The 26,896-nt window shown below is 55.7% G+C and carries 23 protein-coding genes and 1 pseudogene; 7 read left to right on the top strand and 17 right to left on the bottom strand.

Annotated features, from left to right (window positions below; all coding sequences use genetic code 11):
- The first annotated feature begins 4 nt into the window (after nucleotides 1-4).
- Nucleotides 5-475 carry a DUF1643 domain-containing protein gene (locus ASR47_RS03395; RefSeq protein WP_065306355.1) on the top strand — a complete coding sequence of 157 codons (471 nt, stop codon included), beginning with the start codon at nucleotides 5-7 and terminating at the stop codon, nucleotides 473-475.
- A 141-nt stretch (nucleotides 476-616) separates the two neighbouring features.
- Here the strand turns inward: ASR47_RS03395 and ASR47_RS03400 are convergent, their stop codons facing one another.
- From ASR47_RS03400 to ASR47_RS03450, 11 genes are all read right to left on the bottom strand, one after another.
- The gene (locus ASR47_RS03400; RefSeq protein WP_065306356.1) at nucleotides 617-3,763 is read right to left on the bottom strand and encodes an error-prone DNA polymerase; all 3,147 of its coding nucleotides are present in this window, start codon (nucleotides 3,761-3,763) and stop codon (nucleotides 617-619) included.
- 3 nt (nucleotides 3,764-3,766) lie between these two features.
- Nucleotides 3,767-5,239: a Y-family DNA polymerase gene (locus ASR47_RS03405; protein WP_065306357.1), complete on the bottom strand. Its 1,473-nt coding sequence runs from the start codon at nucleotides 5,237-5,239 to the stop codon at nucleotides 3,767-3,769.
- On the bottom strand, nucleotides 5,166-5,855 hold the full coding sequence (imuA, locus tag ASR47_RS26390; protein ID WP_082988720.1) for a translesion DNA synthesis-associated protein ImuA: 690 nt from the start codon (nucleotides 5,853-5,855) through the stop codon (nucleotides 5,166-5,168). The genes ASR47_RS03405 and imuA overlap by 74 nt, the downstream gene beginning before the upstream one ends.
- A gap of 359 nt (nucleotides 5,856-6,214) precedes the next feature.
- Nucleotides 6,215-7,429: a replication initiation protein gene (locus ASR47_RS03410; RefSeq protein WP_245714248.1), complete on the bottom strand. Its 1,215-nt coding sequence runs from the start codon at nucleotides 7,427-7,429 to the stop codon at nucleotides 6,215-6,217.
- Nucleotides 7,430-7,758: 329 nt separating this feature from the next.
- Entirely contained in the window at nucleotides 7,759-8,910 is a 1,152-nt protein-coding gene (locus ASR47_RS03420; RefSeq protein WP_065306360.1) for a ParB/RepB/Spo0J family partition protein, read from the bottom strand.
- Entirely contained in the window at nucleotides 8,907-10,103 is a 1,197-nt protein-coding gene (locus ASR47_RS03425) for a ParA family protein (RefSeq protein ID WP_065306361.1), read from the bottom strand. Before ASR47_RS03425 ends, ASR47_RS03420 begins: the two co-directional genes overlap by 4 nt.
- Nucleotides 10,104-10,351: 248 nt before the next feature.
- A complete protein-coding gene (locus ASR47_RS03430; protein WP_065306362.1) occupies nucleotides 10,352-11,923 on the bottom strand; it encodes a UvrD-helicase domain-containing protein in 1,572 nt (523 codons plus the stop codon).
- A 246-nt stretch (nucleotides 11,924-12,169) separates the two neighbouring features.
- Complete coding sequence (locus ASR47_RS03435) at nucleotides 12,170-12,469, bottom strand: hypothetical protein (RefSeq protein ID WP_065306363.1); 300 nt, start codon at nucleotides 12,467-12,469, stop codon at nucleotides 12,170-12,172.
- A 241-nt stretch (nucleotides 12,470-12,710) separates the two neighbouring features.
- On the bottom strand, nucleotides 12,711-13,196 hold the full coding sequence (locus ASR47_RS03440) for a hypothetical protein (RefSeq protein WP_150127671.1): 486 nt from the start codon (nucleotides 13,194-13,196) through the stop codon (nucleotides 12,711-12,713).
- 1,232 nt (nucleotides 13,197-14,428) lie between these two features.
- A complete protein-coding gene (locus tag ASR47_RS03445) occupies nucleotides 14,429-15,154 on the bottom strand; it encodes a DUF3577 domain-containing protein (protein WP_082988713.1) in 726 nt (241 codons plus the stop codon).
- Nucleotides 15,155-15,382: 228 nt separating this feature from the next.
- Nucleotides 15,383-16,339, bottom strand: a complete 957-nt coding sequence (locus ASR47_RS03450) for an ArdC family protein (protein WP_150127672.1) — start codon at nucleotides 16,337-16,339, stop codon at nucleotides 15,383-15,385.
- A 662-nt stretch (nucleotides 16,340-17,001) separates the two neighbouring features.
- On the opposite strand from ASR47_RS03450, the gene ASR47_RS03455 reads away from it, so the two are divergent.
- Nucleotides 17,002-17,679 carry a hypothetical protein gene (locus tag ASR47_RS03455; protein WP_065306381.1) on the top strand — a complete coding sequence of 226 codons (678 nt, stop codon included), beginning with the start codon at nucleotides 17,002-17,004 and terminating at the stop codon, nucleotides 17,677-17,679.
- A gap of 86 nt (nucleotides 17,680-17,765) precedes the next feature.
- Nucleotides 17,766-18,698 carry an Abi family protein gene (locus tag ASR47_RS03460; RefSeq protein WP_065306367.1) on the top strand — a complete coding sequence of 311 codons (933 nt, stop codon included), beginning with the start codon at nucleotides 17,766-17,768 and terminating at the stop codon, nucleotides 18,696-18,698.
- 154 nt (nucleotides 18,699-18,852) lie between these two features.
- Here the strand turns inward: ASR47_RS03460 and ASR47_RS03465 are convergent, their stop codons facing one another.
- Nucleotides 18,853-19,515 carry a competence protein CoiA family protein gene (locus tag ASR47_RS03465; protein WP_217270527.1) on the bottom strand — a complete coding sequence of 221 codons (663 nt, stop codon included), beginning with the start codon at nucleotides 19,513-19,515 and terminating at the stop codon, nucleotides 18,853-18,855.
- Between the two features lie 75 nt (nucleotides 19,516-19,590).
- Between ASR47_RS03465 and ASR47_RS03470 the strand changes: the two genes are divergently transcribed.
- From ASR47_RS03470 to ASR47_RS03485, 4 genes are all read left to right on the top strand, one after another.
- Nucleotides 19,591-19,902 carry a hypothetical protein gene (locus ASR47_RS03470; RefSeq protein WP_150127673.1) on the top strand — a complete coding sequence of 104 codons (312 nt, stop codon included), beginning with the start codon at nucleotides 19,591-19,593 and terminating at the stop codon, nucleotides 19,900-19,902.
- A 325-nt stretch (nucleotides 19,903-20,227) separates the two neighbouring features.
- A complete protein-coding gene (locus ASR47_RS03475; RefSeq protein ID WP_065306370.1) occupies nucleotides 20,228-20,608 on the top strand; it encodes a hypothetical protein in 381 nt (126 codons plus the stop codon).
- A 9-nt stretch (nucleotides 20,609-20,617) separates the two neighbouring features.
- Nucleotides 20,618-23,257 carry a hypothetical protein gene (locus ASR47_RS03480; RefSeq protein ID WP_065306371.1) on the top strand — a complete coding sequence of 880 codons (2,640 nt, stop codon included), beginning with the start codon at nucleotides 20,618-20,620 and terminating at the stop codon, nucleotides 23,255-23,257.
- Nucleotides 23,258-23,268: 11 nt separating this feature from the next.
- Nucleotides 23,269-24,225, top strand: a complete 957-nt coding sequence (locus tag ASR47_RS03485; RefSeq protein ID WP_065306372.1) for a hypothetical protein — start codon at nucleotides 23,269-23,271, stop codon at nucleotides 24,223-24,225.
- A gap of 111 nt (nucleotides 24,226-24,336) precedes the next feature.
- On the opposite strand, the gene ASR47_RS03490 is transcribed toward ASR47_RS03485, so the two are convergent.
- The 5 genes and pseudogenes from ASR47_RS03490 to ASR47_RS27800 all read right to left on the bottom strand — a co-directional run.
- Nucleotides 24,337-25,275, bottom strand: a complete 939-nt coding sequence (locus tag ASR47_RS03490; RefSeq protein ID WP_065306373.1) for a DUF3262 family protein — start codon at nucleotides 25,273-25,275, stop codon at nucleotides 24,337-24,339.
- A 2-nt stretch (nucleotides 25,276-25,277) separates the two neighbouring features.
- Complete coding sequence (locus ASR47_RS03495; RefSeq protein WP_150127674.1) at nucleotides 25,278-25,742, bottom strand: hypothetical protein; 465 nt, start codon at nucleotides 25,740-25,742, stop codon at nucleotides 25,278-25,280.
- Between the two features lie 12 nt (nucleotides 25,743-25,754).
- A complete protein-coding gene (locus ASR47_RS03500; RefSeq protein WP_082988715.1) occupies nucleotides 25,755-26,504 on the bottom strand; it encodes a DsbC family protein in 750 nt (249 codons plus the stop codon).
- 33 nt (nucleotides 26,505-26,537) lie between these two features.
- On the bottom strand, nucleotides 26,538-26,741 hold the full coding sequence (locus ASR47_RS26395; protein ID WP_082988716.1) for a PH domain-containing protein: 204 nt from the start codon (nucleotides 26,739-26,741) through the stop codon (nucleotides 26,538-26,540).
- A gap of 23 nt (nucleotides 26,742-26,764) precedes the next feature.
- Nucleotides 26,765-26,896 (bottom strand): annotated as a pseudogene (locus ASR47_RS27800) (IS481 family transposase); the annotation flags it as partial.

Genomic DNA, 26,896 nt, shown 5'->3' on the forward strand with positions numbered 1-26,896 from the left:
AAATATGACCACCCGTGAAACGATCCTTTCGCTCTGCCGCACCTATCGCTACACGCTCTGGCGCGATGTCGGGAACCTGGGCGGTGACGGCTACGCGATGTTCATCGGCTTGAATCCAAGCACAGCCGATGAGGTCTTGGACGACCCAACAATTCGGCGCTGCATGGCGTTCGCTAAATCTTGGGGATATGGCGCACTGTGCATGACCAATCTGTTCGCATTCCGTGCGACTAAGCCAGCCGACATGTTGGCAGCAACCGATCCAATCGGCCCGGAGAATGACAAGCACCTTGTCACCCTTGCAGGCAGCGCCGGCATAGTGGTAGCTGCATGGGGCACAAACGGCACTCACCTCGGACGCGACCAAGCAGTTCGGGCCATGGTACCGAGTCTGCACCGCCTGCGCAGGACACAGGCTGGCCATCCAGGCCATCCTCTGTACCTCCCAGGCAACCTCACGCCCGTGATATTTTGAATGAAAATAACATGTTCAACTTGAACACCCTATAAAATCAAAGACTTACTGTTTTCGTTCTACTCCCGTAAGCGGTATTAATAGATGCATGATGTTTGGGAGTTATCAACATTAAAATGAACATTGGTATAGAAAGACAGCTCAATGGAAGTTGCGGCTTCGCGTGTCCAGATCCCCAAGCAAATGGGTAAGATCCACCAGCCGCTTCGCCACCAGGTGCCTGACATTATTCGCACACTGCCATTGGCCATACACACCCAGCAAGCGCGCGCTCATCACCTCCCGGCGCTGCTGCTCTAAAAGGCTCGGCCAGACGATGACATTGACGTTTCCTGTCTCGTCCTCGATCGTCAAGAACACGACGCCCTTCGCAGTCTCCGGGCGCTGCCGCAAGGTTACCAAACCGCAGCCACGCGCGAGGCGCGCATCATCATACAAATTCAGAATTTCGGCAGGCATGAACCGCATCGCGTGCAACCGCGCACGTAACAGCGCAAGCGGATGACGGCCGAGCGTCAATCCCATATGGCGGTAATCCGCCACCAGCTCCTGCCCTTCAGTGGCCGGCGCAATCATCAACTCTTCCTCAACGATGTGGGCCTCCCGCAAGAGTCCGCAGTCAGGAACGCTCCCCGCCGCATTCCATATCGCCTGGCGCCGATTGCCGCTGATCTCCAACAACGCATTTGCACTGGCTAGCAGCTTCAGTTGCGCCGCATCGAGCGCCGCGCGTACGCCCAAGTCATGCAAATCCTTGAACGGCCGCACAGCCCTCGCCTCTTCAATCCGCCAAGCGGCTTCACGCTCCATACCTCGAATCAGGTTGAGCCCCAGGCGTACCGCAGGTTGGGCGCCAGTTGAAGCCTCCAACGTGGCCTCCCAGCCGCTGATATTGATGTCCACACCACGCACCTCAACGCCATGTCGCACGGCGTCCTGTACCAGTTGAGACGGACTGTAGAAACCCATCGGCTGGCTGTTCAGCAGGGCGGCCAGAAACGCGGCCGGCTCATGCCGTTTCATCCAGCTCGATGCGTAGGCAAGGAGAGCAAAACTGGCAGCATGCGATTCTGGAAAACCATACTCGGCGAATCCCCGGATCTGACCAATGATGCCGTTAGCGAAATCGTCGCTGTAGCCGCGCGCCGCCATGCCTGTTTTGAGCTTGTCTTCAAATTGCTCCAAGCCCCCTTTTCGCTTCCACGCGGCCATGGCACGACGCAGCTGATCTGCCTCGCCAGCTGTGAAACCGGCCGCGACCATCGCGATCTGCATTACCTGTTCCTGAAAGATGGGGATACCCAGTGTCCGTGACAACACAGCCTCCATTTCCGGACTGGGATAGGACACGGGATCGGTCCCCTCGCGCCGGCGCAGGTAAGGATGGATCATCCCCCCTTGAATGGGGCCTGGGCGGATAATGGCTACCTCGATAACCAGATCGTAAAACACTTTTGGCTTCAGCCGCGGCAGCATCGACATCTGGGCACGGCTCTCGATTTGGAACACGCCGACTGTGTCGGCCTGGCAGATCATCTCGTACGTCGCAGCATCCTCTTTCGGAATGTCTGCCAATTCAAATCGCTCGCCGCGCCTGGCCGATACCAGTTCCAGTGTGCGACGCATGGCACTCAACATGCCCAGCGCCAGGATATCGATCTTTAACAAACCGACCGCATCCAGATCGTCCTTATCCCACTGCACGATGGTACGGTTCTCCATGCTGGCATTTTCCACCGGCACCAAACGCGACAGCTTGCTGTGCGAGATAACGAAACCGCCAGGGTGCTGTGACATGTGACGCGGAAAGCGCATCATGTGTTCAGCCAGGAAAGCCCACTTTCGGGCGACGTCGGAGTCAGGATCCAGTCCGCAGCTATGCATGCGCTCCGCCAATTCGGCCCGCCCTCCCCATCCGTGGTTGGCCTTGGCCACCTTATCAACAATGGAAAGATCAACGCCGAGCGCGGTACCCACGTCACGCAACACGCTCTTCGGGCGATAGCTGATGACAACGGCCGTGAGTGCAGCGCGAGTGCGGCCGTACTTCTGATAGATATACTGGATCACCTCCTCACGGCGCTGGTGCTCGAAGTCCACGTCGATGTCGGGAGGTTCGTTACGTTCCTTGGAAATAAATCGTTCGAACAGCAGGGTGCCACGCGATGGATCGACCTCGGTCACGCCCAGGCAGTAGCACACGGCGCTGTTGGCCGCCGAGCCGCGTCCCTGGCACAAAATCCTGTTGGCCCGTGCGAAGCGCACGATATCGTAGACCGTGAGAAAGTAGCTCTCGTAGGACATCTCCGCAATCAGTTCGAGCTCCCGCTCGATGAGAGACTGGACGTTGGCCGGCACGCCGGCGGGATAGCGCCAGTGCGCACCAAGGTAGGCTTGCTGCCGCAAATAACCGCTTGGCGTCATCCCCTCTGGCACAATCTCCACCGGGTACTCGTACCGCAACTCGTCGAGCGAAAACGTACACAGATTTGCGACGCGGACCGTCTCCTCGAGCGCGGCGCGCGAATAAAGGTTTCCCAGTCTTACTCTGGAGCGCAGGTGCTGCTCCGCGTTCGATGCTAGCCGATAGCCACACTGTGCGACCGGAACGCCATGACGGATCGCAGTCATCGTGTCCTGCAAGGGCTTGGCGGAACGTACATGCATCACGACGTTGCCGGTAGCCACCACGGGCAAGTCGAACTGGGCGCCGACAGCAGCGACGATGTCCTTATGTTCCTGGTCGCGTGATCGAAAGTGCAAGGTCAGCGCGATCCGCGCACGACCGGCCGCACATTGCAACAGCCAGGCCCCTTGCCGCTCGATGACTTCGAGCCCTGCGCCGTAGCTTGGCAGCAGAATCAGCTGACAATCGGGCATACCTCGCAACGCAACCAAATCAGGCGGCGGCGCCGCAATATCACGAGGCCGCACAAGATACTCTCCCTTCTTCGCTCGCCGGCGCGCGACGGTAATCAGTTCACACAAATTGCCATAGCCGTTCCGGTTCATGGCCAGGATTAGCAAGGAGAAGGGCGGTGAACCGTCCTCTGGCGTCACCAGCATCTGGCTCCCAATCAGCAACTTGAGGCCAGTCTCCTTGGCGGCAAGATGTGCCTTCACCACACCGGCCACCGTGCATTCGTCGGTGATCGCCAGAGCGTGATAGCCGAGGCCAGCGGCGCGTTGCACCAGTTGTTCTGGAGTGGACGATCCATGCAAAAACGTAAAATGACTCACGCACTGCAATTCGGCGTAGGAGGGGAGGGCGGTCGCCATGGCGCGCATCCGTCAGGCGTACAATCCGTGCAGAAACCAGCGACTATCCGCAGTACGCTCGAGGTAAATCCAGTAACATGTCGCATCAGTACCTTGCGCAACATAGTAGTCGCGCGCGACCGACTGCGCATCCCACCAGCCGGCCTCAAGTCGCTCCGGTCCGCGTATCAGCCTGAGAGGGCTTAAATAAAAAGGCCTTTCGTCCCGCGTCAGCAGCTGTATGGGCTTGGGCAGCACAAAACACGGACGATCCAGCACCAACTCATCCTCGCTGGATGACGTTATTTTCGCCGTGGCCGGCCCCCAGCTATTGCACTGCTCGGGCCGATGATCGGGCGATGGTACCGGGACCAGAACGTTGTCCGGACCTAATCTGGCGGACAATAGTTCCAGCAGACGTGTGAAATCAGCCGGCGACCCGCCAGGCTCCGGAAATAATTGATCGGACAGCGGTCGCCTCGGTTCCAGCTGTACCACTTCCAGCCGTAAACCGATAACCGGCGCGCTCAATTCTGTCTTGGCCAGGCGCTCTTTCAACAGCCGCAACAAATGCGTTTCTTTCCACGCCGGCTCGGCCAACGTAATTTCAACAGGTGTCGGCGGCACCGCTGAACGACCACGCTCGTGCTCCAGCTGCAGTTTGAATGTGATCACGGCCAGCTGGCGTGCAGCAAGCCAGCCTATGAGCTGCAGGATCAATGTCGTGGCGCCATGCATCAACGCTTCCGCATGCTCGATTCGATCGAAGGTTTCGATATGGGCGGAGAATTGCGCCGGCACCGATATCCAACGATGCATTTCTTCGATATCACCATACGCAAGATCGAGGGCATGCAAGAGCTGTTTGCTCGTCCGCCGTAGCAGTCCAGTCCTCGGCAATTTCCGCACATCGCTCAGCGTACTGGCACCGATACCATCGAACCAGGTAAGGAATGGCGCGGCGGATGGAACAAGTGAACAGGGTAAGCCGTCAAGGCGAAAAGCCAGAGTCGCAGATTGCAGACACCTTCTACGCGGAGAATGCCGTCCACTCTTTACGTGGGCAAGCAGCCAGGCACCTTCCGCCGTCGGCGCCGCACCCAGCCGTCCGGTAAATCCGAGGCGGCGGATGCTGTCGCTTACCCGCCGACACAATGAAAGCGGACCGCCAAACAACGCAAGACTCGCACCGACATCAAGCAACAAACTGAAATCATCAGTAAATGCAACCTCGGGCGTGAACTGCAACATTGCCATGGCAATGGAATCAAGCGCACGCGATTCCTTTTCTATATCTCGATCCAAAATGATCGTACCAGGTGCAATGGTTGCCACGCCACCAGACCGCATGCCGACTCGCACGCCGGCATAGACCGCTTCTGTCGAAGCGACCACCACTTTCCCACCATCCACAACCACATACGAGCCTGCATCAGACCAAGACGGGCGGAGCGTTTCGAGCGGTAACAGCGGAAGGTATAAAGTTAACAGCAGGGGCGTTTTCATGATGCACGGGGTGACGGCCAGTAGGCATATCAGCAAGCGGAATAAATAAAGTTTTATCGGAGACAGGACCACGCCGCTTTAAAACCTCAACATGGACACCTCCCATCGCTGGTCGAACTCCCAGCCGAAGAGACGCGGGCGAGGCTTCAGTTGCGCACGCCATTGGACGAATCAGCCAGAACCAGGTTTCAGCACCCTGGGCCGCCAGATTCAAGCGCCGCAGGGAATCGGAACGGATATGGTTCTGCCAAAACACTACAGCACCACAACTACCGTTTTTCAGTATCTGTTCCGTCGTCCAAAGAGCATCACCTGTACTGGGAGCACGAACCCATATCAACCGGGTAACATCGACGCCCCATATCTTGAATGCAAGCGAATGCGGAATATACGGAGGTTGAACTAAAACAATTCTTTGCTTATTAGATAACTTTGCAAGCAATGGCTTAAGCAGTTGCAATTCTCCTATGCCGGATTGCTGAACAAGCAACTCGACAAGCGACGAACGCGGCCAGCCGGCACCTGGCAATTCCCCATCCAGCAAAGGATAGCCAGATGAACAACTTACTTCACGTGACACGGCCAGCTCACTTGCACGCCAGACGTGAGAAATCACCAACGGATCCGTAACCTCCGCGGAGAATTCAGAGCGAACTTGAGAGCAGAGCAAAGCCATGAGGAAACACAATCGTTGTCAACTTAATACTGTATGTATATACAGTGTATGCGTGATTGTTTAATTCTGCAAGAGCCAGCTTCAAGTAAAAAAAAAGCCACTGAAAAAAATTCCGCAGTCTGCCTTCGCGCGCGGGCGAGCCCGCTTGCTTGCGCCCCGACGGAACCCCCGTCGCCACGCCCGGTTAACTTGGAAACCCATAAATTCAAAATCCTAAAACCACACACAACCTACACGCCTCCAGACACTTGCTGCAAACACCACCAAGCAATATCTCAAAAAACCCGTCACACAGAAGATCACCCGTCCTCAATCCACTGTCGGCTAGCCAGCACCACAGAAGTCTCACGTGAATCGCCCTCAAAAGCCACAGGTAGCGAAAGTTGCAAAAAAGCAACCCCCACAGCAGGTACCTGATGTGTAGCAAACTTAACATTCTCTGGTGCTGTGACGGCGCTCTGCGCTTCAGCTGTTTTCAGAGCCTGGCGGGCTTGCTCGACGATTGTTTTGTAGGTGGCCACCGTCTGCCGTGTCACGCCGGCGATGCGTCCGATCGCCATCTGGGTGAGGCTCTCTCCACGCTGCCGCAAAAGCCTGCAGGCAGCACGAATCCTGTCCGCTGTACTTTTCTGCCGTTCGCTGTGCGTGCGTTCAGCAGCCAGGGTTTGCCGCGCTGGAAGCGGAAGCTCAGGATCAAGCTGCATGATGCCGCGCTTGCAGCGGCCGCTGCCCGTATAGTTGGTCCATGTCCACCGAGCAATCGAGCGTATCGTTGCTTTCAGTGACGATAGCGGTAGATCCTGGGCGAAACCTTGCACCGTGAATCTATTCAGCTCGTGCGCTTTAGCATCGAGCCAGCGCACGAAACCATCGTAGCTTCCACTCTGCCGCTCGCGGTTGACGATGGAATAAGCATAGTGTCGCAAATGCTCGAACAGCAGACAATGGCGCGAGTGTGCAATGTCGTCCACCTTGACTCTCTTGGCCCAAGGAGCCGCCACGGCCAGGTCGACGTAGTCGGCCAAGGCGCCCAGTTCGTACACGGAGTTGTGTAACTCTTCGGTCGACCACCAGGGATGCCCCGGCGTCTTGGCCACCGGTCCTGAGTGGAAATTGGGATCTGCGCGCAGCGCTATCGAAAAAGCTGCATAGACGGCTTTCATGAAGGCGATGGGCTTGTCGCGCGCGGCCTCGGTCGTGCACACCGGAGTAATCGCATAGTAAAGGTGACTATTACCGGAAGCGCGATTTCGCACGATCAGATTTGGCGCCGGCAGGCCAGCATCTTCCCATATCATGGAATTTGCATGGTCGAGGTCGAAGATCAGCCAGCTGACAAGGCCTGGCCGATTGATTTGCATATACGGATAACGTACCGCGAACTCGCGAGGCCGAGTGCGGGTCGCGGTTTTGTTGTCACTGCAGCGCGGAATATAGGCCGCTTCTTGCAGCACCCGGTGCAAGGCGGTACCGTGCTCGAAATATCGAACATCAGGCTCAGCGACGCTATTCACCACTTGCTCCTAAGGGGCGGCAAGACAGTGCCAACTTGCAGCGCAAGCCTGGTAGAGCACTTGAATTTTAGGGCGAGCAGATACTCACCTCGGCCATGATTCGTCATGGGAGCTCCAATTGCCAAGTGACAGGCGTAAAAAATCCCTTGCACTGACTTAAGCACCGAACTAGAATCACGGCTGAAGAGTACGTGATTCATGTTTTGGCACTGCCAGAGCATTAGCAGAGGCCCGGTTCCCGCCGGGCCTTTTGCTTTTTAGGGCATCAAATTGTTAGCGTTTCAGATTAGCTCGTCATCGCAGTCCTTATATCTTCGTTAATCGACCGGTTATTTCTTGCTGCCATCGGCCAGAGCTTGTAGCACCTTGGTAATTTCGTTCATCGCCAGTTCGGCATCCACATCTTTGGTAAATTCAAGACGCAGCACTTTTTTGGCCTGATGGACCTTGCAGTAGGTTGCACGTCCCGAGCGTACGGTCACCGGGGCCGGCGCCACGCGCGGCGCAACCGCACGCCGAGCCGACCTGGTCGCCATCGCCACTGCCTCGGACTGGGAGGACGTGCCATTGACGATCGCTTGAATCGCCGCCATGACACCTTCGGTATGCCCTTTGGCATGGAGCGCAGCCAACTCGGCGGCCGCACTGCGGCCGACCTTATCCTGCTGTGCATCGAGCAGCCGTATCGCCTCAGCCGGTAATTCACCGAACACCATCAGATTGGCCACAGTAGTTCGAGGCACGCCGGCATGTTTTGCCACATCGGCGATGGTCAGCGTTTGATCTTCGTCCAGCAGTTTCTTGAACCCCACATACTTCGCATAATCCGGCAGGGTGTTGTGAAGCAAGTTTGCATAAAAAGCATCACGATCTGCGTGTTCGTCGTCCGATAGATCCAGTACGGCAGGGATGGTTGCACGGCCACGATCGACGTAAAAATCAAATCGGTTATGTCCGGATACCACCTCATACCAGCCATCCGGGGTAGGGCGGAGCGTCACAGGCGTGACCAGCTTGTTGCTATCGAGGTTGGCGTACAGCGCGTCCCTTTCAGCATTGGTCAGTTGCCGCTGGCGTCCAGGAATTTTACGGATACGGGCTACAGGTGCCTCGAAGGGCACACCCGCGCTTAAAGCTGCCTCATCGAGCGCAGCTTTAAGCGCCTCAACTTCGGCCCGGCTCGCTTCCTGCAATTGCGCAAGGCGCGCACGCAGATCCGCGGACTCCACGTCCGAGCCACCGTCAGCCTGCTTGGCCACCGCTTCGTCCAGCTGCCGTTGCAGCTCGTCAATCTTGGCTTGGTACTTCTGGGCTTCAATGCGGAAGGCGCCGAGCTGGCCAGGCATGGTCACATTGCGCTGGCTGGCGATCGGCGTTGGAGGATTCTCGCTGACATTGCGTTCCAGGTTGGCCGTCTGGCCGAGCAGCCGCGCCGCCAACTTATTGACGCGCGGTGGGCGCTTGTCGTCTTTGTTACTCATGCTGCTTCCTTCATTTCGCGGTGTGCCCAGCAGGTCTGCAGGGACACGTCGAGTTCCGCCACGACGGCGTTGAACGCCTCGATCGCACGGTTGTAGGTGCGCTGGCTGCCGTCATAGCTCTCGAGATCGTAAATGGTCTTGAACTCCGCGTAGGCGTTTTTTACCAGATCGGTCTCCGGAATTTCGGCCGTTCCCAGCAGCTCCGGGTAGGTCTGCTTGATCCACGTCTTGACGATATCGGTCATCGAGACTGACGACTTCACCTTCGACAACACGATCTTGATGAACTCGAATTCCTTGTCGATCTGCTTTCCGTGTCGCATCGAATTGAACAGCTCGGAAAACTGTCGGAAAAATTGCGTCGACGAAGCGTAGTCCAAGGTTTCCGGGGGCAGGGGGATGATCATGCCGTCGGATGCCATGAAGCTAGCCAGCGCCAAATACGACAAGGTAGGAGGCGTGTCGATAATGATCACATCATATTTTTCGCGCAACGGCTGCATGGCTTTGTTCAGGACGTCCCAAAACTGGAACGTCGGGTCACTGGCCTGCTTGTTGGGCAAGTAATAGTCGGCGCCAAACAGGTCAGGCGACGATGGAATCAGGTCAATACCGTCCCAGTAACTGGGTAGCGCAGCATACAGAAGATCTTCCTTGTCGCCGTAGACCACCGGCATCACCGTCATATCCTCGGTCACTTCCGCATCCGGCACAAATCCCATCAACGTGGTGGTGGATGCCTGAGGATCCAAATCAACCAGGCAGACGCTGTGTCCCATTAAGGTCAAACCCTGGGCCACCGCAACTGTAGTGGTGGTTTTGCCCACGCCGCCTTTGAAGTTGCCGCAACAGACGACAAGGCCCAGCGTGCCGGCCGGACGCCGCTTGTGCGGGCCGATCTGCTGCACGATGGCGCGCGCCTCAGCCAGGGTGAACATGCGGCTACGGCCGTTACCCTTCAACTGGCCAGCTGGTATGATGCCCTTGCTGCAGAGATGATTGAGCTTCGTGCGCTCGATATTGCACATTTGCGCCAATCGCGTGCCAGATATCATGGGTGACGTTTTCCGTGGCCAAGGCGCCAACAGATCGTCACGCAGCTGCAGCAGCGTAGCCTCCGCGCGATCAGCGATGCGGATCAAGCCGTCGATATCGACGACGTTTCGTGCAGGCAGAATTCGTTTGGCAGACATGCGCTTACCTCGGTGATTGGTGGTTTTTAGCATTGTCGCCGCTTTTTGCAAAAAAAATCAAAAAGCGATGACGCGACCGGATATTAACGTTTACAGTCAAAAACGTATATAACTTTTCTAGGTTTACAAGCAAAATATTGCACAGATGTCGATTTTGCTCGAATATCCACAGCCTCCCAGTTCAAATAGTTTCATTAAAAACAACATAAAAAGGGAAGACGCCCGAAAGAAGCGTCTTCCATGCAACATCAATCCAGCGCATCCCTCAGAATGTCGACTTTCTGAAGGAGAAACCGGATGACGTCGGCCGATGTACGATCAAATGCTTCAACATTTTCCCGTACCCACGCCTCCCGTTCGGACATCTCGCCCTGCAAGGAATGCCACCGTTCGGTGCCATCGACCGTTTCGGTAGCTTTCACCGAGTTCGTCCGTTGCGCCCGGCCCCTTAGCCAACGGGTAAGGCTCTCGGGCAACCGCACTGCATGGATTGCGCGGGTTAAAGCCACATACAGGAGGTTGATTTCCTCCGGATCGTATTGCTTTTCCGGTGGCAGCTCGATAAAGTCATCCTGCATATGCACTTGGTCGAATTCCAGGCCTTTTGCACGATGGGCGGTTGTCAAAATGACGTCCGCCTTCTCTTGCAGACTAACCTGCGATGCTTTCATGGCTTCGTAGATGCGTGGAACCTGGCTCTGGTACTGCTCGACGGTTTTCACCAGTGCCGCAATCTCCAGGTCCCCGGCCTCCACTCCGTATTGCTGGAAATCCCCGAAACAATTGAACCTGCCGATGCTTGGACTTGTGATCCTCGACCGTTCGTCCGCCCATAAAAAATAGGCATCGAGAACTTTCCCAAAGACATAGCTGTCGAAGCCGCCAATGAAATGCAGCTTCACGTCGTTGTCCAGTACCAGCGCCGCCGCACTGCTGAACAAGCCAGCGTTTGTTCGACCAATGATCGTAAATGGTTGCGACCGATCGATGGACCAGGCATTGCTCATATCTGCACGTCCCACAATGGTCTTGTCTTCCCCTTTAAAGTCAGTGAGCAGCGCACTTGCGATACCGGCGATCTGCTCACTGAATCGGAACGACTGCGTCAATGCAACGCGAGATTTGGCCTGCACCGTCTCCATCGCGTTGACCGCACGACGAAAGCCATAAATTCCTTGGTGCCGGTCGCCCACCAATACTTTCTGGCAGTCCTGTCGCATCACCACGTCCAGGGTCACCGGATTGGTGTCCTGGGCTTCATCGAGCAAGATAATGTCGAACGCCAAGTTCGGAAGTTCAAGCGCCCAGATCTTCAGATACCCATCGTGCGGCATCTTGATCGGTGACCGCTTATCCTTCATCGCAGCAAACACTTTGTCGGCAAGTTGCACGATATCGCTTGCGACGGCAGAATCACCCTGCAGCTCCACATCCAGGTGTTCCTCGGAGATCAAAGAATCCGCCGAGCAAAACCAGTTGGCCAAGGTCTGCAATGCATCCTTGGCCCTTTTGGTATTGCACTGGAAAGTCTGGGCAATTTCCCAAGCCTTGGGACTGCCAAGCTTTTCCTGATAACGTTTCCCCACCCGGGTGTATGCCAGGGAATGGGTAGTTCGGCATTGCACATTTTCCGGAAACCGCGCGCAGGCCTCCGATGCGACCGATTTGTTAAAGGCAATGTACAGGATGCGTTTATCCGGCCTGCACTTCGAATACTCAACGAGAGTAGTGGTCTTGCCTGTGCCGGCAAACGCATCGACTGCAAGCAACATGCTTTCGTTTTCCACTACGGATATTTGTTCACGGGTCATCGACGACATAGCATTCTCCTAAAGGTAAAAAATGGCCGGGAGAACGCAGTCCCGGATGGGAAGGAGTTCTTCCCGGCCGGGCACATACGTCAGCTACAAACTTATTAAAAATAGTGCGCAAGTGATTAACTCCAAGCAAAAATGCGCTGGAAAATCATTGAACAAGGAAGGTCAAAAGAGGCTCACATACCAAAAACCACCGGTATCGGCCATGCAAGACGTAGAAGACTTCCTACGCGGGAATTACGTCGGCGACTAGCCGAAGTAAAGTTTAAAGAGAACCGGAAGCTGCAAGCTGATCAGGAAACCCACCATTGCCTTGAGCAACGTCGTATCGCTACGAAGCTTCTCAAGCTCGGCTGTCATTTTCAACTGCGAGGTTTCGATCTTCTGCAATAGTGAGGATTCAAGTCTCATCATATCCTCCGGAAATGCAACAGATCTGGACAGCACTTCGGCCATGACCTTTGCGTGAACAGCAGCTTGTGCGGCGGATACGCCGGCCTCTTGAAGACGCTCGGAATACCCTAACGAATCAAATTGAAAGCTCGACATAAAAGCTCCTTTGGTCAGAGAAACTCCCGGAGCGTCGCCCTTAGGGCTGGCCTAAGGAGCGGTGATGGTGGACATGTACCCCGAGCAAAAAGCTGCGCTAGTTTCAGGGGTTGACTAGCTTGCGCCGAATCGAAATTCAGCGTACCTCGAAAGTCAGTGTAGTCGCAGAGGCCAAAATCGTCCACTACAATGACATGCTACGTTTAGAAAAATCCAGCAAGAAACATTGGCAAATCCAACCCTACTCGGCTTTGGGAAAGCGAATGGTGGTCGCCATCCTTTTCTTGTCGTCGAGCAGGGCAGCCGTCAGTGCAGGAAAGCGGTTGAACAAAAGCGCTTCAGCCAGTTCAATTCGACAGGCGGAGCGCTGCCAGTGCTTCACACGCAAGTGCACCGGCACTTGGCCCCGCTCATGTTCGTGGGCAGTTTCAGGACCAGGAATCCACACGCCGGTCGGATACTGCAGGCCGCGCATTTTGTGCGCACGGCCGCCGGCTTGCAGATATCTGGTGTACTTTCGCAGCTGGTCCATTGACATTTTCATCTCGGCCGCCAGGTCTTTGCCTGTGATCTGACCCGCAGCCACGATCAAATCCTCGACGCGTTTCGCAACGCGATAATGGACATAGTCATTCCTCTCCCGCTGTCCAGCACGTTTTGTCGAACCGCAGCTGGTATTTGGCGTGACGGCCACGCCATGAAAGTCCTTAGCGAGCATTTTCATCATAACCTCCTGTAAAAGTTACCTCTCTATCGCGTCACCCATGTTTCTGGATGGACGAGCTCCCATCCGAGCTGACGCCGAATTTCGCTCTGTGATGGCGGCGGCAACGAAGAACACCGCCGATCCTCCATCCAGCGCCGTACCTGCTCCTTCGTCGGCCGAATCACTGAAACGGGATGCCGACTTAAAAACGTATCCATATCGATAATCTCCTTTCATAACAAAAAATCGGAACACCATGACCGGTTTCGCGTCGAGAAAAATTCTTGACGCTGCTGCAGAAAAATCGTTTGTGGATTGCCCTGCTGCACACTTCTAACTTAGCGTGAGGTAGGCATCAGGTCCTTGGAAAAAATGGCATACGAGGAACTGTTATGCGCTTGCGATCGGCGCGAGCATCTGGTAGCGAATGGATTACATAAATTACCTTCAACTGAGCCGTTCGCAGTAAGAAAAAATGGGGGGGCGCTTGGCGCGCCAGGACCGTGCCGGGAAGATGAGTGAATAAGATAGCCATGTGCTTCCCTGGAAGAGACGAATGCCTCTTCCAGGAACCCATCTGGGAATGATGCAGCTTGGAATTTGCCTTCTCCGCAGCGGCCAGTGCCAATGAAGATCTGGCGGTGATCGACATTATGCGACGGTGCTTCTCGGGTCACCCGAATGCGAAGGCCAAGGGTGGCAATAGGTTTGCGCTAGCGAAATCCTAGCAGCAAAGGCTACAGCTCTGGGGGCGGCTGCTGCCCAGTTTTCAGCTTCCAGCGGAACCCGCGGCTTTCGAATGGCGAGCGTGTTACCGCTTGCGCCTCCGCCATTCGAAAGCCGCAGGGACGTCGTCATTGCTTTTGGCTGGACGAAGGAGTGGGAACTGTAAAGGGACTCTGTTTCCAACGCGAAAGCAGCCAGTTCCAGACTGGCTGCAGATTGGACTTTGCTTCGAGATTCCAAACTCGGAGCTCACGATCCATGCCGCCAACTTGCGGGGTTGGCCGGAGCGGATCGCTCATTACACAAGGACTCCAGGTCCGAAGACCGTACGCGTTCCAGGAGTTGACGCGTTGCAAAAAACCAGTTTTTGATGCGTCAAAAACTGGAAAACACGTGGTGAAATCGATGCCATTCTTTCCATAGCAGACTCCCATCAAGTCTGCAATGAAAAGAATCCCCTCATATTGAGGGGACTCGGTTGAAAGTAAAAAAGACCTATTAAGGTTCGACATGCCTCTCGTTCAAGCTCAGGCGCCTCCACGGAAGCTGCCTCGGAACGCCGACTCCGCGACGCTACGAGGATCTCTGACTGGCTGCCTTAGCCCCCCGCCTATGCGCGAAGGAAATTGGCTAATACGACCAGCTGGGCCATCTTCCACGGCGTCTTCCTGCGAACCATGATCTTCATCCATCTGACCATGGTCATCGCCGCCCCCGGCTTGTTCACTACTATGCTGGCTGGCGGATGAAGCATCCGCATGCCCGTCATGCTCGAGGTGATAGACCACGACGTCATCGATCGCAATATGGGTAATAAGTAGCAGACGCCCTTTGATGACGGCTGCCGCTTCCTGCTCACCAGTTTTTCGACCCTGCTCCTTGATATCGCGAAGGTACGTATGCGCATAGATATCACCAACGGTGAAGGCGACGAAGATCTTACGACCAGCTTCGCAATCGGCCATCAGCTCAGAAACGAGATTGATCGCTTCTTGTCCGCTGACCCGCAGATCCATATAACTGTATTGCGGATCGACGATTTTTCCATGTAAGGCATTGATGGCACACGCCAGGAACTTTTCTGCTTTACGGCCGCTACCCTTGGGAGTTACCCAACGGATCCGGTTCATATAGCCGCAACCTTTGGTGTGCAAATCAAAGTACCCTGAAGGATCAGGAGCTTTTCCCTGCTCGGCTTGACGCAGCGAACCAGGTGTTTTCGAAGAATTGTTGCGGTTGTTATTGGTCATCATGATGATCTCCAGTCAATAATAGCGAAAGGAAGACCATCCGAACCCCAAGGGATCGAGAAAAGGTCTTCCCGATCGGGGTGGTAGAAGCGCTACAGAGACTCTGATCCTGGCAAGGCTGGCCAGGACGTGTGGGTTGCAAGAGTTTGACCCACCGCGGTTGCTCAGGTGCGAGCAAATTCAATATCAACAATAGGACGAGAGGAGGACGCTGTCAACCCGATTTTACGCTTATCGCGCAGACTGGCGCCCACTGCTTTTTTGGTAGGACAGATCGTTAATTTCAATGCCTGAGAGAGAACGCTCGTCGGCGATTTCGCCCTCGCTGTTGCCCAGTTCAAGCACAAATGTGCAGATCTTCTCGGCAGCGTTACATGCGCGAAAAATGGCTTTTGAATCGTCGCGGATGACCTTGATCCAGCTACCAACATAAGCTGCATGCTGGCTCGGATCATGGCCTAACGCGAGCTCGTCACCAAGCATCATGCTCGCGATTTCGGCGCACAATTCTTCGTATGCATATTCCTGGCTACCAAATGGATGAAAAAGGTCGCGATTGAGCCTGGACGAGTGCCCGGACCAATGCCCCAGTTCATGCATCGCGACGGCGTAATACTCTATGGCGGAATTGAACTGACGACGCGGCGGTAGATGCATTTCATCATCGACCACATCATAGTAGGCTTGATCGCGCTGGTCATGTTTAATGGTAGCACCGGATTGCCACAGTATCCGCTCAGCCCTCTCGATTGGATCAAATTCAAGCTGAGCTGGCTGAAGGGGATCTAACCCACTTACCTGTTCGGCATTAAAAACCGTTGTGAAGTACATCTTAGGCTTCTGGCCTGCCGGCTGCGCATTATCGGATGCAGGGAAATCGTCGGAATCTTCGGACGCGGTAGTCTCGGAGAATATCCACCGTCGAATAGCAGTTCCACGCTCGTTTTTTCTAATGCGCGCTCCTTTGAAATTAGCCTGCTTGAACGTCATCCACCTCGGATCTTCATACGGCTGGGCCATCAGATTCAAGGAATTGATACCCTTGTATCTTCGCCCGGAGGCAATGTTGTACGGTGTTGTGCCACGCGAGGATGGCGCCCAAGGCTTTTGCCATGGAGCAGTGCCCCTCTCAAGGAGGGTGATTAATTGATTTGCGACATCATCGCAATAGTTGGATCCTTTTTTCATGTTGAACTCCCAAAAAAATGGCCACAAAAAGTGGCCAGATTGAACAAAGGAAGCACGAAACCACTCATCCGCCAAGATGGGCAGTAGTGTGCAAATGAGAAGGGAACGCTAAGAGCGGAATGCTCTTGAGATAGAGGGAAACTCCCGTGCGCTGGGCACGTGCAAGGAAGCGGGAGCGACTTGCACTTGGCGATCTGAAAAGATCATCATGATGTGATGTTAGGCCGGTCTAAGGTGTATGTCAATCCGGCTTTTGAGCGAGTTTGATTTCATTTCCGGCCAACCAGTTCCGGGGGAGTAGCGCCGGTGCGGCCAGACATACCGTAATGAACGCAAAGCGCCCCGTTGGCCTCTTAGTGGGGATCGCGGTCGACTGCGTGAGCCATGGCCGGGGTGCTGGCGCCGTCAGAAGCGGCCGCCTTCGATATGATTGCGGCCGACTCTGCCAAGCTGGCGTCGGTAACAAGACCAACAACGCCACCTATGCCAAGGCTAGGTGCACCACAGCGCTGTTGGCATACATCTAAAAACATAGCGTCGATCTTGTCCGCCTCACGAATTCATGGAACCTCGCACTAAGACCACATGTTTCGCATGATATAGTCATATCATGCGCAATATCGTGCTAATATGTGTTTATATTCAGATTTAGGGGGATGATAATGGCTTTCAGGGCAGACGAAGCTGCACGCGCAGGATTGGAAGGAGTGCTGAACTATTTCTTGCCGCGGGCTAAAGGATTCGAGGATTCGGAGAGAGATGGAAGCAAGAGCGATCTGCTAAAAATTTTGCAAGAGTGCGGACCTGTCGTTGATGCTTACCCGAGTTGGCACCCACTCGTCCGCAACCATGACAGCCGCCATCCCATCACCACACCCGGTGAGGATTGCGGCTACAAGGGACTCGACCACACACGATACTTCGCTAATGGATTCATCACTTGCCCGTACGGTGACGGCCAGGCCGTCCTAGATTCAGTGTTGAAATGCCAACAACAAACAGGCGGGTTTATCACAGCGGAACGGCTCAATTTCAGGCTCTATCATCCCGATGCAACTCCAATTCTGGTTCGCTGTCACTGGGAAAGGCCCTTGGAAGCTAATGGAATGATCCCTCTGTCCCTAGCTTTGCCTCTGCTCCTCGAAAAGGAACTCCCAATGTGGCGCTGGGCGGAAGTGGCTGAAACGTGGAAATCGATGCGACCCTATTTCCTCGGTATGCCTCAAGGCAGCCGATCTTCCCTTTTTGTTAGCCAAGACACAGGTCTGGCGCTGAAGAAAATTTGGGAGGCTCTGATTAATACAGGCATGTATGGCCCAATCAAAGAAGAGCGAGATTAATACGCCAGCCTTCAAGCTGAGACACCGAACTGATATCCAACGTCGGCCGCCGCTGCCGAGCAGATAGAACTTACAGAAAGCACAAAGTGGCATCGAAAAAACCGAGGGCTAAAGCTGCGGCGACTAAGGCGACCAAAGTCACCTATTCTAAAATTGCTGAACCGTACCAGAAGACGCTGCACCGGCTGTGGAATAAAGGGTTAATAATCGACAACAGGATCAATGCCGAAAACGCCATGAAAACCATCGGCTATTATCGGCTGCTGATATACATGCGGCACTTCCAGTGTAAAGCGACGCCCAGGAATTTTCTCCCACGGTCGAAATTCAGCGCTATCGTCGCGCTCTACAATTTCGACCGCGAAATCCGGCTGCTGACGTTCAATGCGATCGAAAAGCTGGAAGTGGCTTTGCGCACGGCGATCATCAACCCTCTTGCCGAACAACATAGCCCGCACTGGTATCTCGATCCATCCCATTTTAACGATGACATCAAATTTCATAACGTCATGGGAAAAATTATCAAGGATGCAGGTGTGAGTAAAGGGCTGGCACTAACGCACTATTACGATCACTACGACTCTCCCGTACTGCCACCGATCTGGCTGGTGTGCGAAAAGCTGACCTTCGGCGCGTTGTCACATTTTTTCGCGGCTTTACGAATAGATCGGCGCAAGATCGTCGGCCGTTACATTTGGTCGTATCCGGAGCATTTGCTGGTTTCCTGGTTCCACAGCCTGAATCATTTGCGGAACATATGTGCCCATCAAGACCGGGTATGGAACAACCCCATAACAGTGCTCCCACCAGAGGCACATAAAGCCTATAATGCGGAATTCGCAGCTCCGACAAGCTTTTACTGTCGGGCTGTTGTGATACAACTCCTGATGCGGGAGCTAGGCCTGAACGGCTGGTGGCGGGAATGCTTACTTGCGTTGTTGGCATCTTGTACCCACGTGAATCCACGTATTCACCTGGGGTTTCCAGATAATTGGCACACTCGGCCGGCGTGGGCTTGAGAACGAAACAGTTGTTTGACAAGTCGTGATAATGCGTGTAGCATTATCAATGACAACGCTGGGAACGCCTCTCATGGAAGCGAAACATCCTTAGCTAAAAGGCGCGCAAGCGCCTTTTTCATTTTGTGCTTCCGATTTTTGCCAGAGCCGGTCATCAGTTGAGGTTCCAGGAACCTTGGCGATACTGATACGAGCCGTTCAAGATGCCATCTAGCCACGCCGGCACTGTCGCCGACTGCATACCGCCAAAATCGACATGGCCATCTCTATCGGTGTCCAACATTGCAACCGGTAGCTCCGGAAGCGAGCCAGTCCCAATGCCATCCTCCGGCCATTTATTTCCGTAATCGCGCTTTAGCAGCAAGGGGCCTGTTGTCTTGACGAGGGTGCGAAATATCTCTAGGCGGACCAGCCAATAACACTCCACGCCTGATGCCTTGTATCGCTCCTGGCGCCGTGTGAAGTCGCGAAGATGTTGATAGGATCGCTGCAGCTCTATGGCGATGGTGCGCCCGTTGTGCGAAAACAGCACATCAGCTTTCCACTTGTCGCCGGCCGCCGTTTGCCCTGGCGCCTCATCCCACCCCTCGATGCCCAAGCCCCGCAATGCGGCCAATACGGCCGTTTTGCCGGCCTTGTGCCATTTCGTTTCCGGCGCTGTGGCGCATTCATCCGTGAGATGGGCGAAGAACGGCACTCCCCTGATGCTCGTCTTGAGCACGGCCGGCGCCTCGCAACACGGCAGTATGAAGTCGCCCAACTGCGTACATAGCTTCAACGCTTCCCAGTCGCTACTGGCGTAATCAGCTGCGTTCACTGGCTGTCTTGCACGGGTCCAAGCAGAGTGCGTCATATCAATCTCTCACGGCGTTTGCGGAAAAGCAATTTTAGCTTGCCCAAGCAATTGCCGGTTTGTCGTGATGCCAGAATGGTGGGGCAGGCGCGATCTTACCGAGCCATGGGGAGAACTGAAATAGAACAACAAATTGACAAGCTGGTGGCTGCTATCCGAGCGGCGCTGGCCAGGTCGGCGCCGCTCGATCCCGTGGTGGCAACGGTGATGGTGGCCGATGGGATCGACGGGTCTAGCCTAGCTCGACCACAAATCGCGGCACTAGCGGCGTTGTCGACCGAACCGACACTAACCGAAGGAGAGCGCAACCATGCGGCGGCGCAATTGGCCGCACTCGGTATGACGATATAGTCGAATTACCGGTGGCACATGCCTGCATTCCTGAACGTGCTCAAGCTGCGCGCCGTGCCGGCCCTCACCAAGGACATGTTTAATGAGGTTGAGGTGCTAATTGTCGCTCACCAACGCCAAGTTTACCGGCTGGTGTGGCAGGCGAGCAGCTGTCGCAGCGGCCCCCGATGCCGATATGACACGAAATACCAATCGCATGTGACCCTGACCCAGCGCAAGGTGTCCTCACAATGCCAGTCTGCACGTACTAACCGAGCGTAGTATCTATCAGGATCAAACGCCTGTCTGTTCCCTCCGTAGCAAGAGTCATCTACCAAGGAATGCCATGATCAATCGCCTCCTGGCACCGGCCGCCATCACCGCTCGCGCCAACCTGATCAGCACTTGCCCACCTTCTTTCGTCAACGTGGGCAAGGTTCATCGCTTTAACACCACCGCCACCTTGTACCTCACTAACGACAGCCCCGCGCCAGTGGCACTCGACATTACACTCACGATTGAACGACCTGGCACAGAACTGGCGGCACACAAAGAGTCGCTTGAGGCCACGCCGGGCCAAACCATGCATACCATCAATTGGGTATACGAACACAGCGTGGTACTTGCCGATACCACCATCGTGATCAAGTTGCGTGCGGTCATGCATGAAGACCAGCAAGTCGTAGTCGCCTCCAGCTGGCAGGTCTGCGAATTCACCGTCGAATAGGAGTGCGCAATGACACTGCAATTCTCAAACCGTGCGCAGCAGAACACGCTGATGAGTAGCACTCCTTCCGAGGACCTACTCAAGCAAAGCGAACTAAAGCCGATCGATCCGCAACGCGAACTCGAGCGGATCAGTTTTTCTCGTAGCCGCCAGATTATGATCGACTGGGACCAAGTAGTCGCCAGCGCCTCACACAGCACGCCCTATCTGGTAGGCACCGGTATTGAGTACCTGCGTGCCGAACTGGAGCGGTTGTGGGGTTATCCGGACGGATTAAAGACCGATGCCGATGTCCAGCGCATCGGCATTTTCACCTTGTCGGTCGACCCACCACTCGTCATTTTCGGCGTGCCCAAGTCGCAGCGCCGATATACGGTAGTGCTTGCGCCCAACAACACGGTGCAGCTGCCGCCCTTGCCGCCCGCCGTAACTACCATGGCCCAATATACGGAGTTCTGGGCCAATGTGGCCCGCGTCAGCAGCCGCGATGACCTGTACACCGAAATGTCCAGCGTCGACTTAGCACCAGCAATCATTTATCGCCAATACCGCGAACTCGTTTCCTTACGCAGCCTGGGTGCGTCGCTGTCAGCCAGTGCAGACAAGATCGCGGCGCGCGAACTGGACGCGTTCCTTTCGGCCGCAGACATCGATGCGCTGACTGCCTCTTATCTGACGATGAAATCGCTCGAGACAGACATCGGCCTCAAGCTCGAGCGCTTGCGCGACCGCGCGCGGGACCTGGGCTACTACCTTACGTTGGAAAAGGAAAGCATTGCACTGCCCGACGGCACCAAGTTTGAACTCAATGCTGGCGAGATCTACCAGCCCTATCTAACCCTATTTCGTTGGCAAACCGTGCAATACCGCCGCATGTTGGTACGCAACGACGACTGGTTTTCCAGCTCCAGTTGGGTGTTACAGATTCCGTACGAAGTCCAGCACGTGCAACAGGTTTCCCAATATCGCAAGATCATTCCCGACTTCGATCCGTGGGTCGAGAAAGAGCGCGAACTGGCGGTCGCGGGATTCACGGTGTTTCGCTTCGTGCGTCTGGGTGAAAAATACCTGACGCAACAGGGCGAGCCGATCGAGCAAATCGTGCAGCGTTGCGAACTCGATGTCGATTTCGGGAATCGCTGCGCCGTCATGATTCCCGTGTACGAGCAAGGGCTGGTGAGCGGCGAGGTACTAGCACGCTATCTGGTAATCCTGCGGCCGCGGCGCGGCACCCAGCCGATATATCTGCCGCGCTTGTATATCGAGGAAGACTTGCTCTTTTCCACCCACTTCCACTCGGTAGAAGTGGGCGAGCTGGTCGAGTCCATCAATTTGGCTCCAGGCGAAGAGCGTGAAATCAGCATCGAAAAATCGACCCTGGCCGAGCAGGAAACACGCCGCACTGCCACCTCCATTAGTGACCTGAACGAATCGGACCGGATCGATCTCTCGACCGAAATGGAACACGAGGCGAGCGTGTCGAACGAGCGCACCACAACCCAGAGCATGAGTGCCAAAGTGGGTGGTAGCTATGGCCCGGTAAGCGGCTCGGCCGAAGGCGGGAGCTCGTCAACAGAGACCACACGTCAGTTTGCGCGCGACCTGCAAAAGGTCGCCAATAAGGCCTCGCGCGCGGTCACGCGCCAAACGCGCCAGGAGGTCAAAACTGAATCGTCGCTCAAGACCAGCGCGACGACGCGCCAGAGCACCAAGATCACCATCCGCAACATCAACGATGGCCGCACGCTCAATCTGCTTTTCTTTCAGCTATACAACATTTATAAGCTGTCGCTGCGCCTCGAAGGCATGGCCTTCACTTTGCTGTCGGGGCGGGAAATCATCGCCGGCACCGGTATTGTGCTGCCGGAGATCTACCCATTACACCAGTTGCCCGAGGTACTAGGCCGGATGGATCTGGCTGGCTTTCCGATCCGGCCAAATGATGCCTTGCTTCCCGGCGCGAGCGCGGACGCCCTCGATGCCGCAGCGCGCGAAGCGTATCAAAAGCTGGTGGTTGCCGCGCTGACTCGGACCTTGCAGGAATACAATCTCGGTGCGAGCGATTCCTCGGAGAGCGTGGACATCGACTTTTCCGGCGTCGACCCGCACGCTCCGGCGGCCCAGCAGATCGTTGCGCTCACACGTGCACTCAATGCTATTCAGTACATGGGCTCACCAGTGACGCCGCCGGGTCAGGCGGCCGGCGAGTCCCAAACCCTGGTAGTCGGTTCGCCAGGGCTATATCTGGACGCCTTCGTTGGGGTCCGGCCGGGAACCGAACCTTACTCGGAAAACATGCGGCAACTCGAACTCGAGCGCGTCCATGCCGAGGTGCGCGACATTCATGCACGAGCAGCCTACAGCGAAGCGCTTGCGCACCGCCTGTACCGGGTCGATCCTGGCAATGTCGTTAGCGGTCAGTCGCAAAGCTTGCGCAGCCTGGTGCTAACTTTCGAAAAACCGCCGCTGCTCGGCGAGTGGAGCTTGTATATAGCCGACGCATTCGTCACCGACTTCCCGATCACGTCGGGCGACTTGGTACAGCGCATCGCCTTCGCCAACGATCAGACCTGGCTGGACCAAAGCGCGGTCGATATAGCGCGCATCGTCCACAAGGAACTCAAGCAAGAGCTAACCTTCCTCATCTGACACGAACCGCCATGGCCGCCAAAGAAGATCCACGCTTGACCTACCCAGCCGCGCCGGCGCTGCGGGCCAGTCTGCGAGTGGCCGGCGATTCAGTGCAGGTGCCGGTGGTGCCTGCCAAAGCCGGCGACCGCTACGACATATGCCTGCCCACTGGCAACCAGCGCAGCGCCAGGGAGTTGTACGCCGAAATGAACGCGCGCGTTGTCGATTCGGCAGCTTCCCCCACGGGCGAACTGTTAATTGGGCTGGGCGAGACGGCCAGCGACGCCAGCGAATGGTATCTTATGCAAATCAAAGGCATGTTGGCCAAATATTCCAAAGCAATGCAAGAAGTGGCCGCCGATTTCTCCAAGACCGGCAAGTACACGGCAGCGCACGCGGCCAAGGTGCTGGAGGCGCGCCGCGCGCTGGAAGGAGCACTCAAAGACGCAGTGCCTGCCATCAGCTTCTATCGCACCGTGGACGCCAGCCAGGGGTTTGACTCGATCACCGCCACCGAACGCTTGAGCGCAGATGTGGACGCCATGAGCGAACTGTCGGGCCGCCCCTTGCGCAACCTTGAACGACAAAGCCTAAAGCGCATCAACAATGCAATCGACTACAGCATGGAAGCGCCCGTCATCATCGACAGCAAACTGGCCCAGATATTGAAAAAGGTGGACAAAATCTTGGTGGCGGTAGAGCTTGCGCCGGCGGTGGGCCACATGCTCACCGCCAAAACGGTGCAGGAGCAGCAAAAGGCCGCGATCGAGATGTCAGCTGCGGCGCTGAGCATGGCTGCCGATCGCGTCGTAGCCGCCGAAACGATGGCTCTATGCGTCGGTTTTGGCGTGGTCACGGGCGGCTGGGGATTTCTCGCGTGCGGCGTGGGCGCGATGACGCTCGGTCTGACAGTCGGTTATATGGCAGAGGAACAGATGAAAAAGTTGATACCGCTAGCACTGGACGCGCCGGGAACCTTGCCGTGAGATGAAAACACTCCATTAGATCATTAAATGATTCATGTCATCATCATCATTGCGGGTCACGGTCTTCGGATCTGGGATTCCCATAACTCTTTAAACGACGACTAGCGACCGTCACCGCAACAGTACCAAAAGAACGAGTAGCACAATGACAACTCTAACCTGTGTTTTTCCGACATAAATGGGGAGCCGCTTTCCTGATGCATACCCGCGATACGCACCGACAAACGTGTAAGCTACCCATAGAAAGAGTACGGCTCCGAACAGCAACCTGAACAATTCAGCAAATTCGGCCATGGAATAGCCGCTCCCAGCAGCGAACGCTGCATCAGGGTTCGAGAAGGAGGGCGCTGTTGGAAATATCGGAGACGACGGCGATCCTCCTCCTGGCGTCGTCGGCAGTGGAGTAGAACCAGTACCGCCGGTAGGGCTCGCAGCGAGTACCTCCGCAAACGTCGGCGCGACCGCGGCGATCGCATAGCCACCAAACTGTGCAATATACTGAGTCACTGGCACATTATTGCCGTCCCGGGGAATAACGGAACCACCGCTGTCGAGATAGTGCTTGAGCGAGCCGATTCCTACCAAGTGGGCCCCTGCGATCAAGCCAGAAGCTGTGATCTGGGTGCCATTGAGCGTTCGACCAACGTATTGGGACAAACCGAAATAATCGATATAGCCCTGTAGCTTTCCATAGTAAGCCGTGATTGCCTTGACCTGTAGGTCAGGATTGGCCAGAAAAGTGTTCAGCGACGTCACGCCGTTCTTACCAGTGAATGTCCCGCCCCAGCTGTTGACTGCGGTCCCGTTCGATCGATAGTAGCCGGCATCCGTCATCGCCAGGGTCCCCATTTGGAACAGACCCGCATAACCTTGGCTATTGACAATACCGGGATTGAGGCTGGACTCGCGTTGAGCAATTGCTTTTAGAAAGTCAGCGAAGCCGGTAGCGGCCACGGCCAAGCCGATCATTCCGAATATCAGCCAGCTTATTACGCCGGAGCGCCAAGTTTTCCGACCAAGGTTGAAACTTGGCCACAATAAGAGTCGCATGATCAATTCCCCCAGTCCAAGTTTTGAGCACAAATAACGGCCAGTGCAACCTCGTCCGGCATGATCTCCTGCGCTGCGCCAGGAACGACTGGGCGCCCCAACTCGACTACTCCCCTCTCCAGATAGAGGCTCGCGCCCCAGCCAACCGAGCGTGGCGCGAAACCAATGTAGGCCCGCTCCGCCTCGCAGTTCCTCGGGTTGCAACGAGTGAGCACAAAAACGTCGGAGTTCGCGGTCCTAAACAGGCGAGCGGTGCTCTTTGACAGGTCAACGCTCGAAAGCCAAGGAGGCAGCTGCGCTGCGCGGCGCAGGATCTCGGCCGTCAATCGCGGATCGACATGCATCTCGGCCCTCACCAGCGCTCCCCCAGAGGGACAGGTCCCGGTGGCATCCAATGGCCTGGCAAAGCTGTTCAGTGCGTACACCGTAAAAGGCACACCGAGCAGCAAACGAATTATCCATTTCATCACGCCCTCCATTCAGGGCGCCGCCGCCCCTAGTTGATCGATCATCTCCACCAGCTGGCCAGGTGGCAACGCGCCGACAATCCGACGTCCGTCGGACAAGACAATAGTGGGCGTGCCAGCAATCTTGAGCCGAGCGGCAAGCTCAATTACTTCGTCAAGTGCCGACGCATCGCATGCGTCGTCTACCGGTGGATGTCGACCGGCCATCGCGGACTCCCAGGCCTTGGAGCGGTCAGCCTGGCACCATATCGATCGCACGAGCGGCAATGCCCCTGGGGAGGTGATCGGCAGGGGGAATGTGTACACTGTCAAATCCGGCAGCTGTGCAAGGAACTTGTGCACCACCTTGCAAGCGGGACATGTCGGGTCCTCGAAAATTGCGATGGCGCGTTTGCCCGATCCTTGAGTCCGCTTCAGGGCAAGGTGGAAGGGCAGGGCGCCGAAATCGACGCTACTCAGTGCATCGATCTTCTTTTGGGTGAGATCTTCCTTGGTTGTCAGATCCATTAACCGGCCGTCCAAAATGACGTAGCGTCCTTGGGCATCGGTATAAAAAATATCCGAACCGGCGACCACTTCATACAGTCCTGCGATAGGTGTCGGAGTGATTCTATCGATCACAACGCCCATGTCCGTGCGCCGCTCAATCGCATCCTTAATAGAACCCGGGTGCGGTATCACGGAACCATTCGATTCGGCACCCGCCGGACCATGTAGCAAGCCTAAACCAAGTACGAGAAGCGGAATAAATGATCGCAGCATAGAACCTCCAATGTGGTGATCTTTTGATCTGTATCAGTCAATTTCTCTCACTCCTTTTTGCACACGGCACTGCTCCACATATGCCCGAATAAGATCGGCCACCTTCGCCGGAGCTGGGATCGCATTGAGCACGACACGGGGCGTCGATCGATCCGAGGTCAGCAATACGATCTGCCCACGTCCCAGGAGTCGCTGCACCAGGGGCTGAAGAACCGCAATATCTTTGACCCGGTACAACTCAAGTTCATCTACCTGGACCGCTAGTTGTGAAGTTGCAAGAGGTTATTCTGGCCGGATCTGAGCCGTGACATCGGGGCCTTGCCAGCAATGCCCTGATGCGGCCGGTGCCAGTTGTAGTGATGGTTCCATTCTTTGAGCATGTTGGCCCGCTC

The organism is Janthinobacterium psychrotolerans, assembly GCF_001677885.1.
Lineage (GTDB): Bacteria > Pseudomonadota > Gammaproteobacteria > Burkholderiales > Burkholderiaceae_D > Janthinobacterium > Janthinobacterium psychrotolerans.